This window comes from Candidatus Hydrogenedens sp. (assembly GCA_035378955.1).
Lineage (GTDB): Bacteria > Hydrogenedentota > Hydrogenedentia > Hydrogenedentales > Hydrogenedentaceae > Hydrogenedens.
In genome coordinates, this window is sequence record DAOSUS010000003.1 from 89598 (window position 1) to 105617 (window position 16020).

Annotated in this window: 9 protein-coding genes; 1 reads left to right on the forward strand and 8 read right to left on the reverse strand. The window is 36.0% G+C overall.

Features of this window, described 5'->3' with window-relative positions:
* Positions 1-206: 206 nt before the first annotated feature.
* Positions 207-1085 carry a DUF1559 domain-containing protein gene (locus tag PLA12_01385; GenBank protein ID HOQ31143.1) on the reverse strand — a complete coding sequence of 293 codons (879 nt, stop codon included), beginning with the start codon at positions 1083-1085 and terminating at the stop codon, positions 207-209.
* A gap of 546 nt (positions 1086-1631) precedes the next feature.
* Between PLA12_01385 and PLA12_01390 the strand changes: the two genes are divergently transcribed.
* Positions 1632-3038, forward strand: coding sequence for a hypothetical protein (locus PLA12_01390; GenBank protein ID HOQ31144.1), 1407 nt, complete (start codon positions 1632-1634; stop codon positions 3036-3038).
* 149 nt (positions 3039-3187) lie between these two features.
* Here the strand turns inward: PLA12_01390 and PLA12_01395 are convergent, their stop codons facing one another.
* The 7 genes from PLA12_01395 to PLA12_01425 all read right to left on the reverse strand — a co-directional run bounded on the left by PLA12_01395 (position 3188) and on the right by PLA12_01425 (position 15725).
* Positions 3188-6742 (reverse strand): NPCBM/NEW2 domain-containing protein, encoded by a 3555-nt coding sequence (locus PLA12_01395; protein HOQ31145.1) that lies wholly within the window; start codon positions 6740-6742, stop codon positions 3188-3190.
* A gap of 120 nt (positions 6743-6862) precedes the next feature.
* Positions 6863-8578, reverse strand: coding sequence for a hypothetical protein (locus PLA12_01400; GenBank protein HOQ31146.1), 1716 nt, complete (start codon positions 8576-8578; stop codon positions 6863-6865).
* A gap of 38 nt (positions 8579-8616) precedes the next feature.
* A complete protein-coding gene (locus PLA12_01405) occupies positions 8617-8808 on the reverse strand; it encodes a hypothetical protein (protein ID HOQ31147.1) in 192 nt (63 codons plus the stop codon).
* A 32-nt stretch (positions 8809-8840) separates the two neighbouring features.
* Positions 8841-11234, reverse strand: coding sequence for an alpha-glucuronidase family glycosyl hydrolase (locus PLA12_01410; protein HOQ31148.1), 2394 nt, complete (start codon positions 11232-11234; stop codon positions 8841-8843).
* Between the two features lie 48 nt (positions 11235-11282).
* Complete coding sequence (locus tag PLA12_01415) at positions 11283-13307, reverse strand: hypothetical protein (GenBank protein ID HOQ31149.1); 2025 nt, start codon at positions 13305-13307, stop codon at positions 11283-11285.
* A gap of 77 nt (positions 13308-13384) precedes the next feature.
* On the reverse strand, positions 13385-14347 hold the full coding sequence (locus PLA12_01420) for a lysophospholipid acyltransferase family protein (protein ID HOQ31150.1): 963 nt from the start codon (positions 14345-14347) through the stop codon (positions 13385-13387).
* Between the two features lies 1 nt (position 14348).
* Positions 14349-15725 (reverse strand): MBL fold metallo-hydrolase, encoded by a 1377-nt coding sequence (locus tag PLA12_01425; protein HOQ31151.1) that lies wholly within the window; start codon positions 15723-15725, stop codon positions 14349-14351.
* Positions 15726-16020: the final 295 nt, after the last annotated feature.

The window sequence follows — 16020 nt, forward strand, 5'->3', positions numbered from 1 at the left end:
AGGTATAGATGAATATATGAAATTAAGTATTACCTTTAATGCAAAGCGACCCCTACTCGTTTAGAGTATTGGTCTTCTTTGAAATTTTTTTACTTACTTATAGAAAAACACCCAAAGTGGATAAAGATACTCAAAGAGACACTAAAAGTTATCTCACTGCTTACTCTTAACAACTAAAGATAAATCTATTTAGTCGCAATATCAAATTAGAAAAGAAGTGAAATCAGAACACCTAATGGGTCTGCTGGAAATACACTGGGCCAGCGAAGGAATTCGACATGTCCATCCATATAAAGCACATTACCTCCACCGGGCACATGATTAAATGTAGATGCGCCAGCGTATACCGCTATCTCGTCCCACATAACGGGTATCTCACTGGATGCCTTTGCACTTGCAGCAGGATTATTAATATCCGTAATTAAAAATCTTTCTATTCCCATTCTTAAGCGGGGTAAAGAAGCAAGGTCATTTAATTTGCCTGCAATCCGTTGTTCTATTGGTAAACTATCATAATAGAAAATTTCTAAAATCTTATTAACTATATCATCTTTAATATACTGATAAGCTAAAGAAATTATTGTTCCTGGGTCTGCGTTTACATCAAGTCCAATTTCAGATAAAGTTTTCGGTGGAGTAATCCCGGGGTCAAAAATTACCGAAGGATGCAAAGTCCAACCCAGATAATAATAACTTCCACGGGCTAACCTGCACGGTTCAACCGGTTTTGTAAGGTCACCATCTTGATGAAATGATTGTCTAACAGTTTCAGCATCAGAATCGGATGGACAGACACAAATATTTACATCATTCAAGTACTCAGGATAAACAGAGGGGCCATCAAAGGTAGCATTGATAGAAAAACTTCCATTACAATTATATAATTTAATCGGTGGAAACATTTCACCCTTTGCCTCGTTTGCATACATATTGAATACCAATCCCATCTGCTTCAGATTGTTCTGACAACTTGACCGTCTTGCAGCCTCTCGGGCTCTTGCCAGTGCAGGCAATAATATCGCGGCTAAAATTCCGATAATTGCGATAACAACTAATAATTCAATCAGCGTAAAACCTTTTTTCATAGGACAACTCCTTCTTTTAAAGGTTAAAAACTACTCATATCCTATATTTATTATGATACACAATTTTATAGTTTTTCAATATTTTTAAAGAAATATTTAATAAAATAACTTAAAATATTAGGATTTATATTTTTTACATTCAACATAAAATATTTTTCTAACGATTATTCTATGTATATTAAAAATATCTATATAAAAAGTTAATACTAATATTATAAAATAACAAATAAAACACGACTAAATGAATATGTTGAAGAGTAATGGCTTGCTGCCTAAATCTCTCATTTGCGTTTCATACCGAGTTCTATAAAGGCTCTCCCAAATAAATAATTTTTTTCTGACTGTATTAGTCTTGCAGATATGTGCTTTACCATTTACAGGTTGGTTTTTAAATTTATCTTTTAAAATTTATGTGAAATTCTTGAAATATTATGAAGAAGGATATATACTAAAAATATATATGGAAAATATTATTCAGGAATTTCCCATATATGAAATTTTTAGACTCAAAAATAATGAACAAAATTTGAAGAGGAGGACAAAACTATGAGCACACAAAACACCATCAAAATAAGTGTATGTTGTTTAGTGCCTCTTGTAATTACTTTGCCGTTTATGGGATTTTCGGATGGTGTGTTATTTAAAACTACAAAAGATAGTCCTTACCTGTCATTGGTGCGAGAGAACAAGCAGGTAGCGTATATAAACTATGAGGAGGGTATTCAGCACATGATTATCAGTGTAGTTGCAGGTTTTGAATCTGGTAAGGAGGAGGATATTAAGGATATGGTCTGGATATTTCCTTTACCAGCAAAACCGGAAGATGTTAGTATAGATATTGTTAAAGATTTTAAGATGTTTCACGAGGGGATAAATATTGGAAACAAGGTGATGGAGAATATGCGTTGGTGGGCAGGCTTAACATTTACCTCACAGGTATTTCCAACCCCGTTATTACTCTTGTTTCCATTACTGAGGCCCCGGAGTATGGAATTAAAGGGTTCAGGAATATCCTTAGATGTCAGTAGTAGTATTACGGAGTATATGAGTGTTCAAAAAATGGGTCTGACTACTAAAGTAATTACGGCTACAGATGGGAATGCCCTTTACGATTACATAAAAGAAAGAGGTGCGGATATTCCTGAAGAAGCGAAGGAGACCTTTCAAGCATACATTGGTAAGCATTATTCATTTGTTGTAACCTGGATAGAGAATCTGGACGAATATTTGAAAAATATTGGGAGTATCAATAAAAAAATAGGCTATTCCAACCATACACTTCAGGTATATGTGAAGTTTAAGACGGATGAGATTTACTATCCGATGTTGCTTACAAGTTTGTATGGACAGGAGATAATTGAGATTTCATTATATTTCACAAAGCCTGTTGTGTTTTCCTCAGGTGGAGAAAAGAATCTTTCCTATTTCTATCTTAAAAATAAACATAAGGTTTCTCCTGAATATGCAAGTTTCTATGGTGGTAAAGAATATTATGGCAATTGTGTATATACCTTATATACACAGGTTAATTATGCAAGTGATATGAAAAATGACCTATGGTTTAAGATAGGTAAACCGAATAATCTTGATAGAAATATTTCGTTTATCCGCTATTTCTGGATTTTGTTTATTTTGTGTTATGTCTTGTTCTCCGTTATTTCAAGTTTTTTGGCAGGGCATATAGTATTTGTTAAAGAAATAAGACCATCCCATAAAAGATTGCTGATGTTAGGGCTTTTCAACTGTTTAACTTTGATTGGACTGGTGTTTGCAGGGAATAGAATATTTAGGAAGGACATACCAGTTGAACTTACTGAATTGGAGTCCGAATTAAAAAAACAAGGATTTACGATATCTATTAATTCTGGGAGAAAATTTTATATCTGGTTTTCTTTTATCTTTATGTTTTTTATGCTTGGTTCTGCATTCATTCTTAGAAAATTCTTATTTTAGTAGGGTAAATTAACAACCTATACAATATAGGTAATAGATTTTTATACAGCGATTTTTTTTACCTACTGACTGTCTATGTTTTAAGTATATACTTATATCATAATAAATAGCATTAAACCCAGTAGATTATCGATGTCTAATAATTTTTGTTAATACATACATCTTACAGTCCATTCTTCTTCAATCTTGCCGATGGTAGGAAATAGATAGATAGCATTTAACTGGCTATCCCATTTTTTATATTCAGTGTCGTTTACCAAGACCTTTTTAATGGGTTTGTTAGAGGGGTGTCTTATCCTGAATATAATTTTATTGAAATCTATATCTTTTTTGATATGCACATTTCCATCTATTTCATTTTTATCTAACTTTGAGTGCAAATCATAACTTACCCTTCCGAAGTAGGTATCGGCATTTTTAACAGTAACCTGTTTTCCTGCTTCAAGCCAGTAGGATGGAACAAATGGTGCTAACCAGAGGGAGTCTTTATCCTCACGAATGAACATTTTTCTTGTCTGAACCAGAAACCAACCTGTTTCATGTGTTTTATTCCACGCTCCGATATTATGGAAATGTTCCCAGAACGATAGGTTTTCGGTATTCAGTAAGGAAGGAATAGCATTGAAATAAGAACGGATAAAAGGCTTTACTTCATCTCGCATAGCATAAGTTTCTGCCATCCGCGTGTAATAAGGTTGAATTTTTGAAAAACCACCTAAATTAAAGGGGTCCCTCTTGTTTTCTTCTTCCGGATAATCGCCTTCACCGCTAAAAGCAAACCAGTAATCGGAATGAAGAAACCAATAATCTTCCATGTGCTGGATAATATTTTCTGCATCTTGGCTATAGGGGTCGAGTATACCAAGCGGGATTAAATGGTGCGGTCCTAACTCGACATCGTATGCCCAACTTCTGCCTGCATCTTCTCCTGGGAACATTTCACCGGAGGTACCAAAAGTATATAAGTTAGGTGGATAAGGTAATATCCATTGCCCATTCGAAAGTGGTAAAACAGGTGTTCTTTCTTTATTCCAATCAAATGCCCTTAAAATAGATTTGTTTAATTCTCTGGCACCTTCTATATATTTATCTGCCCATGGGTAATTTATATCTTTTAATATAGAACCTATCCCATTAAGACCTGCACAGAAATGCCCTTGTATAGCAAACCGATATGCGAAGCGGTTCCAATCGGCACCAACACCGGGTGGCATAAGCCCATATTCTGGTACTTTTTCCCTATTTATTTCCACCTTTTTTGTCTTCTCACACTGTGCCATTATCCAATCACAAACTCGGGATAGTTCCTTTGCGTATTTCGTTAACCATTCTTTATCCCGCGTAAGTCTGTAATGCTCGGCTAATGTCCACAAATGCCAGCCCGTTCCCATCAGTGTATAGCCTGTGGTCAGATAGCCTGCCTCGTTATACTTGCTGATGAAATATTCCAGTGATTTTCTTGAAAATTCATGCCAACCCATCAGGTCCATTCCATATACAATGGAGTGGGCTTCACTTTCTAAGGGACCATAAGACATAGAGGCTATCCATGGAGCAATCCAATCTCCTTCGGAACGAGCCGCAATTAAACAATGCACCTGTGATGCTTTGATAACATTGTTCAGTAAGGGCTCTGGAATATCTATCTTCGTAGAGTTTGCAAATAAGTTTTCCCAGTATCCTACTGTTTTATCTAAAAGTTCCTTTTCTTTTATTTGCTCTACTTCTTCTACCTTGATATTTATATCTGATGGAATAATAACAACTAATTTAAGGGAAGAACCCGAAGGTATAGGACGCTTTATAACAATATTTTCTCCATTTACCTCGCTAATTTCATTCTCCGTTTTGCAAATACCTAATATCTTCCCATCCTTCTTTACAAATATGCTCTGATTTTTATTTTCTAATTCCGCTTTTTCCCACTCTTTTTTATTAGAATAAAAAGAAAGGGAGAAGTCGGAAAACATTTCTTTTACATCATTATTTTTTATTTCAAATTCTGAGACACACAATGATTTTTTCTCGTTATAGGGAGCAACAAATGTTTTCGAAAAATATATAACGCCATTATCGTCCTTTTCTATAACAGGAATAGGTAACCAATCTTTATAAAGAGTGCGTTTTAGTTTGTCCGTGTTTCCCATACGAACCTTCATAAAAAAGTCATTAAACTGGATAGAGCCTTCTCTCTCCACAATAAATTTATTATTATCGCAGGCAAGGGATAACATTGTAGGTCCATTGTCTTGAATAGGTTGATGAACTTTTTCCATTGCGTTTGAAAAGGTTTGCTCTGGTAGGGAACGAACATTATCAAGCACACTTTTTTCGTTTTCCTTCATCTTTTTATATTCACTGACCGTAAGTGGTGAAGACTGTAATACAGCAAAGATACCTGCCGAAGGGACATACACACAGGGATGTTTAAGTACGTCTTCTATCGCAATACAAAATTTTATGTCGGGCAGAGAAATCCATAATAAAGTTCTATCTCCTTTATCACTTCGCGGAACACTATAAAGAAGATGTAGGGCGAGTGGTTCTGAAATCTTCCAAGTCTGACTGAACGGATTTGATGATTCCAGAAACTTTCCATTATAAATCTGAAGGGTTGCCTGAGTATTTACATCTCCTTTTTCACTTTCTAATCTTATGAAAGTCCTATCCCAGGATGAATTGCTGTAGGCATTCAGTTGCTTAATATATAATGGCTTATCGCTTTCAAAAATCCATCGGACTTTTTCTGTACCTTTCCAGATAAAAAGATTGTCTCGCCATGGAATATGTATAAAACCTTGCTTTCCATTTACTTCAAACTTACCGTTTACATTTTGCCATTTTCCCTGCCACGGAGATTCTCCTGTCCAGACTTCAACTTTGACTTGTGATGGGATATTATCATCAGCAAATTCTATTGCAAGGTCTGTTAATTTCCGTCTTTCATACCATCGCAATCCCATGCATTTTAGTCCCTCATAATTTGGAACTTCGTAGGCACCATCATCCTGTGGATACACTTTTTTCTCCAGGAATACATCCTCTGGTGGAAATTCTTCTACTCTGGAACAACGAGCCCCATCATATCGCCTCGGGTCGCAGGTAACTATATCTGCAAATAATGCAATATCCAGATTATCTGTCAAATCTTTCTTTTCCCTATCATCCACTAAATATAGTTTTGCATCAGCCCAGTTAGCACAATCGCAGGTAATACCATCGTTTGCATTATTAACTATCAGACGAAGTTCACGGGCGTTATTCAAATCAATTTTAACAGGCAAAGGAGGATCTAACTCTCGCCTAATACCACTATCCCATCGTTTCTCCCCATCTACCATAATTTGAAAAACCACACTACCCGTATTCGAACCGTTTTGTTTTTGAACCCCTACCTCGCATTCAAAATATTTATATCTTTTATCTAAATCTACCACAATTTCTCCAGGTGCATGATGTCCTATACCTTTCTGATATATCTTCTCCCCTATCTGCAACTCCATTGGGGTCTGCCCGGACGCATGTGCTGAAACATCCCAGCCCGTCTCTCCCCAACCCTGTGATATATAAGTAATGTGTTCCAAAATATCACTTAAATATACAGCATTCTCTGTATAAGCTAAGTAAGGAATAAAAATAAAAACTATAGAAAATGAAATAACCATCTGCTTTCGATAATAAATTACCTTTGATAAACTGTTCATTTTATATTCCTTCTTTTTTATTCGTTTTATAAAGATAAATTAGAAACTCTCACACTGCAAGAATTCGTATAAATTTTTCTATAGGGAGTGCTAAAATAAATCTTTAATTTTTATTTTTTCCTATTCCTGATACAAATTTACAGGGATATTTCCATTCCATCTTTCCCATTTATCATAATACCTCTCTACCTCTTCTCCACTCACGGATTTAATCACCCATGTTCCAGCAGGTGCATTTACATCATATTCAATTTTCTTTCCATCTAAAAATACAAAAGATGAATAGATTTCTTCTTTTGAGGGGTTTTTGCTAATAATTTCACTCAACCACTTATCGGGAGATAGGTCTTTATTATCGGATAAATATATTAATCCAAAATTATTATCATTGTAAATGCAAATATATAAATTTTTTGCACATTCAGGTGCAAAAACAGCCCATGGTCCTTTCTGGATAACAGGCGAGTATTGAGGAGGAATATGTACCGAAGAGTTTCCCACAGCAAACCTTTTGTATACACCTGTATTGTTCCAGCACCACCACTTACCTCTTCCCTTTATATGAAAAATTCTATTTATATCTATTTCTCCGTCATTTAATAATAAAGTTATAGGCCTTGGAATAATCATGGCTCGTAAACCTCGATATACTCCTCCCGCACTAATCAAATATTCGCTACCTCCACTATATATTTCAGGAGTTCCATTCTCCCCATAACCTATCCGAACAAAATAATCATAAGGCTTTTCTATTGCCCATTTTTTTACCACTGGCGGAACAGTGTATGAAGATAAAACAGCAAAAAGAATTCGCGAGTGTCTCGTATTTTCTTTTCCTGGAGCATTATCGCTTTCTGGTAGGCACCACCATCGCATTAAGGCTGTGTGGGGGTCAATAACTAACGATATCGTATCTGCATATTCAAACCTACGACGGAAAGGATCACACCTCCGAAATTGCGAACTGCCCAGAGCATATTTCCAGTTAATACTATCCAGTATTTTGTGTGCTCTTATTCGAATCTCGGGCGAGTCAGGAAATTCCTCTAAATTTAACAGAGCCTCAACTGCATATAACAAGTAAGGAATGGAGTTAAATTCATATTCGCCATTCAAAAGCATTTCATCGAGATAATCCACAAACCATTTTTCTAATCCATTAGTTTTATTGTCGTATGTGGTATTTCCTGTCGGAATTGTAGAACTTCCATATTTAAATAGCCATTGGTTTTTTAAATATCGGCTACTTTCAGTCATTAAGTGATGATTTTCTGTATCACGAATCCATCCCCAAGAACCCGGAACAGCCTCCCTCGGGTTTCCCCCTTCTTCAATTAATAAAACACCCACTAAATGCTCCAATGTCTCAGGATAAATTAACTCTTTGTTATGTCCAAAAAGATATAGTATTCTTGTAAGTATTACCTCTGTAAAATCATAATCCCCTTTATGACCTGCCCAAGAAGAGCCACTTGAATGAGGTTGCAATTCCTGTAAGGATTCATTAACTTCTTGCACATCTTTCCCCATAGCAAGTTTTGCTAAACAAACATAAGGAGAATGTTCTTTCCTATGCTTTTCCTGATTCATCATAGGCTCTTCTGCAATTGATTCTATAAACTTCCTTGCATAATCATTGTTAAAAAATGATTGTTCCCTCTCTTTACCTACCGATATACTTTCATCCCATTTGGGACCTGCCTCACCCCAAGATATAGGGGGAATAGGTTTACGCCCTGCACCTAATAATTCATCAACAAATAATGGCAACAGAAATAAAGGGATTAAAAGGAAACAAAGTCCTGAAAAACTATAAAAAAATATTTTGCTTAGCAAAAGGGTGTCCTTCTTTGTATAATTTCAAATGGTATAATTTAGAAAAAGCCATTTATAGCCGCGAATATTATTAGAAACAAACCTATAATCCACATTGCAATGGTTGTAGGTGTTATATAAATATAGTTATCCCCATCATTGCTGGTTTGTTTGAATAATTCCTTCATATCTAACATAGATAGTTTCCCTTTCTTTCCTTTTTTTGCTTTCAAATATTTTATTAATACCATATATTATATATCCTCTCACATTCCATTTCGTTCTATTGTTTTAACAACCACATTTCACAAATTCGGGACTGTTGTCGCCAATTTTTTTTCAAATCTCCTACAGGAAGTGTCCATTTTACAGTAATTTCTCTATCCTGAATACACTCTGACGGGACGACATAGTCTTTGAATTCTCCTAATTCTATTCCTTTTTCATCGGGATTGTTTATTTTTTGACCATCAATCATAATTTGTGGTTTTCCCAAACCTGTAATACGAAGAATATATTGAGCGTTAGGTTCTAATCCTTGATATTGTGCTTCCCCATGTTCTAAAGAACTCAACCAGGCAATCCGTTTTCGTGTTTTCCCATTATCAAACCACCATAAAGTAGGTTCCTGCCATGCTTCTTCGGCAGGATTGGTGTAATGGATTTCACACCGCTTTATATGAGGTGATTTTGCAGTATTCCCCACATCATCATAAAAAGAACCATATCCGGGTGTTTCCCAGTGGGCAATTATGTTTAGCCTTTTTATTTTTTCCTCTTCGGAACCTAATTGTCGTATTTGCTGGAACTGGTCTTCTAACCACCAACGATTGTTTAATGGAATGTCAATATAGTCTAATGAAGCACCCCGTTCTCCCCCACTGGCTTTGTATTTCTCTACGCTGGATTGTAGCCCAATATTTTTAAATAACGCATTATATAACTCTATAATCTTTTCTTTTAAGTCTGTAGCAATAGGCTCCGTAACTGCTTTATTTAAAATGTTCATTGCCTCTTCCATCGCTTTCTCAGCTCCGATTTCCTCCACTTTTTGCAACACTTGATTTGCCATTTCTTCCAGTTCTTGTTCGTATATAACTTTTCTACGGATATAGGTATCGTAATAAGCACGGACAAGGCACATTTGCCAACGCCAATTGCCTCTTAATTGCGGAGCTTTTTGTTCTAACTCCTGCCACAACTTTAAGGTCCCTTCAATGGCTCCGTTATCTATAATACTACCCCGCCAATTGTTTTCCAATGCTAATATACCCTCTGCTGCTGGTTCTGCAATTGCACTGTTAAAAAATATATTTGAATACTCGATTAAGATATCTCGGACTTTTTGTTCGGGATTCCATCCCAAGGCACTCCATATTATTTTGTTCACATCGTCATGGATACCATCCGAATAAGTAATAAATCCATCGCAATAAGGTTGAAACCAATTATGAATATAGGCATATTGCACAGGTCTTGGATTAATTCCTTCCCTACCAATTACTGATGAGAAAGCAATGTCCCACCAGGGCACAGGATATTGACAAAGTTTGTTATGCGTTATATCTGGATACATTCGTAGTCTATATTCCGCAGGCAAATTTTGGCGTAAATATGCTATCGGGGGACTGGATGGTCCTTCACAAAGCCCTCCCAGCCATTGAGGTTTTTTATTTTTAATATAATCAAAGACAAATTGAGCCTGGGCCGTGGTAAATCCCTGTAAGGATAACCATATTTTTGCCTCGGGATGTATTGGGCTTAACAATTTTGACAGGTCTTCTAAAAATGGTAGAACTAACTCTGGCGAATTATCTCCTGGGTCTCCTCCCGGGAAAAATACACCTGTTATAACAGGACAATCTTTATATAATTCCTCATGTTTTTTTAACATATTCTCTCGTTTTTCTTTGTCATTTAAATCAAAATCTGCTGGGGTCCATACCCAATAATCCAATCCATATTTTTTGCATATTTCACTCATTGCTCGGTTCATTTCCCTTCGTGAAATAGGCATTAAAGGGGCGGGTCGGTCATCTTGAAAAGGGATATTTTCAATACTATTGACACCAAAGAAAGTTAATTCCCTTATATACTGGTCATAATTTTCTATACTCCAGGCATCATAAGAATTTGCTTGTGCTCGATAACCCAATTGATGACCGCGTATAGGAGATATAGGCGATTCAATAATATTCACAGGAATTTCTATTTCCAATGAATTTTTAGAATATTTCATTATTCGTAATAATTTTCCAACTCCAAATAAGACTCCCCGATTATCTTTTCCTATAATCCAAATTCTATTTTTCCCTTGAACCTCTTCGTTAAATATAGCAAAACCTTCGGGTTTAAGTTGCTGTAATTTTTCAATCGGAAATGAAATTAAGTGTTTTTCATAAACAGGGGATAATGAATTAATACTTGTAATTAATATACAGTCCCAATTGGGTAAAAATTCCACAGTATTCTGCAATACAATATGTGTTTGTTTTTCAATTTCTTCCGAAAGAACTTGAATTATATTATTTAAGACTTCCTCTTTTTCATTCCCAATAAGGCAAATTTTAAAATCCCTTAAATCTAACATGGATTTTTCCATATCGGCATTTATATTAGCCCACGGGAAAAATAAAACAGATAGGAAAAATAATTGTAAAAAGAGTGATATTTTCATTCAGGTATCTCCATAGACAGGTTTATTGTCTTTTTAATTTTAGATGTATCACTTATGATACACTTTGCCTTTCTGCAAAACAAAAACAAGCAATAGAATGGAGAATGTGAACAGGAAGGAAATCTTGTTCATACTTAAGCCATGTGAAACATGCAAACAAACCTTTGGCGTTTCCACCACATTGAAATCATCTGACACATGGCACCAGTACCAACCCGAATCTTCGAGAGATAAATCTTCCATGTATAGCTCCTGACCTGAAGCATTCGGAATAATTGTTGGACTGGAACAAAGGAAGTCTTTGCAATAATACCATTCATAACCTATATTTCCGTGTGCCCCTTCCACATGAACAGTAAAGAGATGCGTCTCACCAACAGTTTTATTAATATATGTATCACCTTCTATCCATGCTGTTAGTTCTATTTCACCTTCTAAAGTCCCTTCTCCTTCAAAGATTCCCTCTGGACTTCCTTCCAGTTCCCCTTCGGCAATCCCTTCCCCTTCGGATGGGATTCCCTCTCCTTCAGCGTTTCCTTCCGGTATCCCTTCGGAAACTCCCTCTCCTTCAGCGTTTCCTTCTGGTTCCCCCTCAGGAATTCCCTCTCCTTCAACAATTCCTTCTGGTGTCCCTTCAGGAACTCCCTCTCCTTCAGCGTTTCCTTCCGGTTCCCCTTCGGGAACTCCCTCTCCTTCTGACGGAATTCCCTCAACAACTCCTTCTCCTTCCCTATAACCTTCACTTATTAAAGTGAAATAGGCTATAAAATTTTTGTTTTCGGTTATATTAGTATCTCTTCTGTTAGTAGTTAATAGCCCATCAGACCAATGGTCAAAAACATACCCACTATCTGCTATTGCATTTACTTCTGTCCCATCATTACCTCTCATAATATTTTGTACTGTATTTCCCGAAATACTTCCACCGACATCTGCAATATAAGTTAGTGTAAATATAGGAGGCTTTTTTAACTTTGCTACGCTATAACTTATTTTTCCTCCTGCTGTATAAAAATCCCCTCCTACATACAAGTTTCCTTGTGAATCGAATGCTAAAGACCTGATTTCTTTATTGGAACCATTTACTCCCGATGTTATACTTCGCCAATTGCCTGAATACCACCATGCTAATCCATTTGCGGTCATACTACCACCTGCGTTGGAGAAATTACCTCCAATAAAAATAGATTGTGACGATTGAGGCAAAATTGAATATGCAATACCATTTACGCCACCACCTAAAGAACTCCATGAAGAGCCATCCCAAACGGCAATATTACTTACGCTCACACCTCCTGCTTGTGTAAAATTTCCACCTGCGTATAATTTCCCTGTTTCATCTATGGCAAGAGAGTATACAGGTCCATTCGTTCCACTTCCAAGTGCATACCAATTCGTTCCATCCCATCGGGCTATATTGGCGGCAGAGACTACACCTGCATATTGGAATTGTCCCCCTGCATATACATTTCCATTGGAATCTGATGCTAAAGACAAAACATAAGGAGAAGAACCTCCACTAACTCCTAAATAAGGCTCTCTCCATTGAGAACCATCCCAGTATGCTATACGGTTAATGGGTGTAGAACCTGAGTGTGAAAATTTTCCTCCTGTGAAAATCGTTCCACTGCTTGTAACAATTGCTGTATATACCACATCATCAAAACCACTTCCCATGGCTTGCCAACTTAAACCATTCCATTTTGCTACTCGTAATCGTTGATTGGACCCTGAATAAGTAAATGAACCCACGGCATAAACATCACCTCCCATGGATATACACATTTTTTCTACGGCACTATTAAAACCATTTCCCATAGCTTGCCAAATTGTTCCATTCCACTTTGCAACTCGATTTGCAGTTACACCGTTTATCGAGGTAAAAGTCCCTCCACAGTACACAATTCCACTACCATCTATAACAACAGATGTTATAATCCCGTTTGTCCAATTGGGACTTAATGCCTCCCAATCATCGTCAATGTAATTCGGAATATTTTCTGAATATAAAAAAATAGGAATTAACCCAATAAGGATTATTATTCCCAATCGTAGAAAAAACAACCCTCGCATCCTAATCCTTTCATATTTTTTGTTTAGTTTTTGATTATTTTACTATATTTACTATTCGACTTTTCATTTCTATAAAACTATTCTTCGGTTATCTTTCTAATTCTATTTTTCTCCTGAATTCTTTTTTCCCAGTAGGCTTTTAATTTGTCTCTTTCTTTCCAACGGTGATGGAACCAAAGCCATTGTTCGGGGTATTTGCGGATAATATTTTCAATAGCACTCTGGCAAATCTGAGTGTTTTTTAATATATCTTCTTGGAGGTTTCCTGAATTAACCATCGTAAGAGGAGGCAGTATTTCAAGAAGAAGGCTTCCGTCATTATTTCTAATCATATAGACAGGGTGAACGGGGGCTTTTGTTCGAGCGTATAAATAGGCAGGACCAATTGTAGCCCAACATGGTTTACTAAAGAATTCTACAGGGGCTCCATTATCTCTCGGAGATTGGTCTATCAGAAGTCCTACAAACCATCCTTCTTTTATTAGGTTAACAATTTCGTTTGCAGAACGGTCTTTCGGTATTGTTTTTATCTTCGCTTTTGTTCGAATATCATCAACAAATTTATTTAAGTTAGGTTCATCAAATTCGCGGACAATCTCCGCTACAGGATAACCATGGCTACACATTAAAGACGCCATCATTTCCCAATTTCCAAGATGGGCACTAATAAATAATGCTCCTTGTTTATTTTTAAGATATTCCTCTACATACTCCACACCTTTGTATGAGGCTATATTGTTATATTTATTTTCTGCTAAATCGGGAAGGTATGGAAATTCAAAAGCTACAAGGAACATGTTTTTTGTGGCATTCCATAATATTTTCTTCTTCTCAAATTTTGTGAGTGTATCTCCAAAAGCATATTCAATATGTTTCAATCCATCTTTTTTTATTCTCGGGTACAAATAAAAAGATAAGAAAGCAAAAAAAACCGCTATCTTACGGGATAGGGATAGAGGTATTTTTTTTATAAAATTTAGCAATGAAATGGCTATAAAGGAGATGGCTTTCTGTTTGATTTTTTTTGTTTTTTTGTCCATATTAAATTTCAAAGGTAAGTTTTGCGCCATTCTGGGGAATAAAGCATTTTGTCTTTAAATGAGTGTTTTCTTTCATCCATTCGAGTGCTGGTGGGTCTCCATGAACAAGAATAACATTTTTGGGACTTAATTTTTCTATCATTTTCAACAAATCGTTTCTATATGCATGCCCACTGAAGTGAAATCGTTTGATGTTTCTCAATTTAATTTTTACAGGTTGTGTGTCTAACTGGAACTGCAATTCATCTCCCGGTTTTGAGTGTAGCAGTTTATATCCCAATGTGTCCGGGTCTACATAACCGACAAAAAAGATACCATGGTGTTTGGTTTGAACCATTTCTTGAGCAATTAAAGCGGATGGGGTATTTTCTATCATCATTCCTGAAGTCGCAATAATAACTCCAGGAACAGATAATAACTGCTTCATTACTTCGGGTTGCCATATATTTCCTAATTTACGAAAATGATTTAAGGGTCTTAATTTGCTGTTTTCATCTAAATATTCGCGGAATTGTTCATAAATATCATAAATGGCTCTACCTAATCCTGAAATATAAATAGGGACTTTTAATAGCAATCCTTCTTCCTGCAATCGTGCAAGTATATTTGCCATCTCTTGGGTTCTACCTAAGGCAAATGTGGGAATTAAAACAGTTCCTTCTTGTTCTAATACTTGATTTATAGATTTAACCAGATGCAATGATTCTTCATCATAAGAGTTTACCTTGTTCTCATCAACAGCGCCTTGTGTGCTTTCTATAATCATTACATCTACTTCATCTAACCAGTCCATAGATTTATAAGGACCCAATAATTCTTGATTACTCGCACTAATATCCCCTGTATATAGTATTTTATAATTGTCTAACTCCAACAAAATACTTCCACTTCCTAAAACATGTCCAGCTGGATTAAATAACGCTTTAAACATGCTCTTACCACTAACATCAAACAGGTTGTTATAAAGGTGTGCCCTTGTAATATCCATAAGATTTTCAACATCTTCATGTTGATATAACGGATAATCAAAAATATTCCGTTCTTTGCGAAGAGTATTCATAACTACAACACTATTGTGCAACATTCGTTCCATAACTCGAAGTGTTGGCAGAGTAGCATGAACCTTAAAATGAGGGAAAAGTTTGGTCAAATAAGGTAATGCCCCACAATGGTCTACATGACCATGGGTAACCAAAACAGCATCAGGGAATGATTCCATTAAGTCGAATGATGGGAGAGAATCGAAACCTTCCTTTTTTGGATGCACTCCACAGTCTAATAAAATATGCTCGTGAGCGTATGAAATCTCATAACAGTTGGCTCCAATCTCTCCGCCACCACCTAAAACTTTAAAGTGGATACACCTATCACTATTCATGTTTTTATTTTACTTTCTATCTTTTATAAAAATATATACAAACAATTCATATAAGTTGTGTATTTTAGTATAATAAAATTGTTATTATTTTATCATTATTTAGTTAAAGGAATATATATGGGTTCAGAAAAAAACCGACTTATGGGAATTATAAAAAATAATGAGTTATGGCAGGAATGGGGACCCTATTTACCTGAACGCCAATGGGGAACCGTCCGAGAATGTTTTGCGTCACCTGAAAAAGCCTGGGAATATACGACATTTGAAACGGCTAAGAAATATAATTACCTTTGTG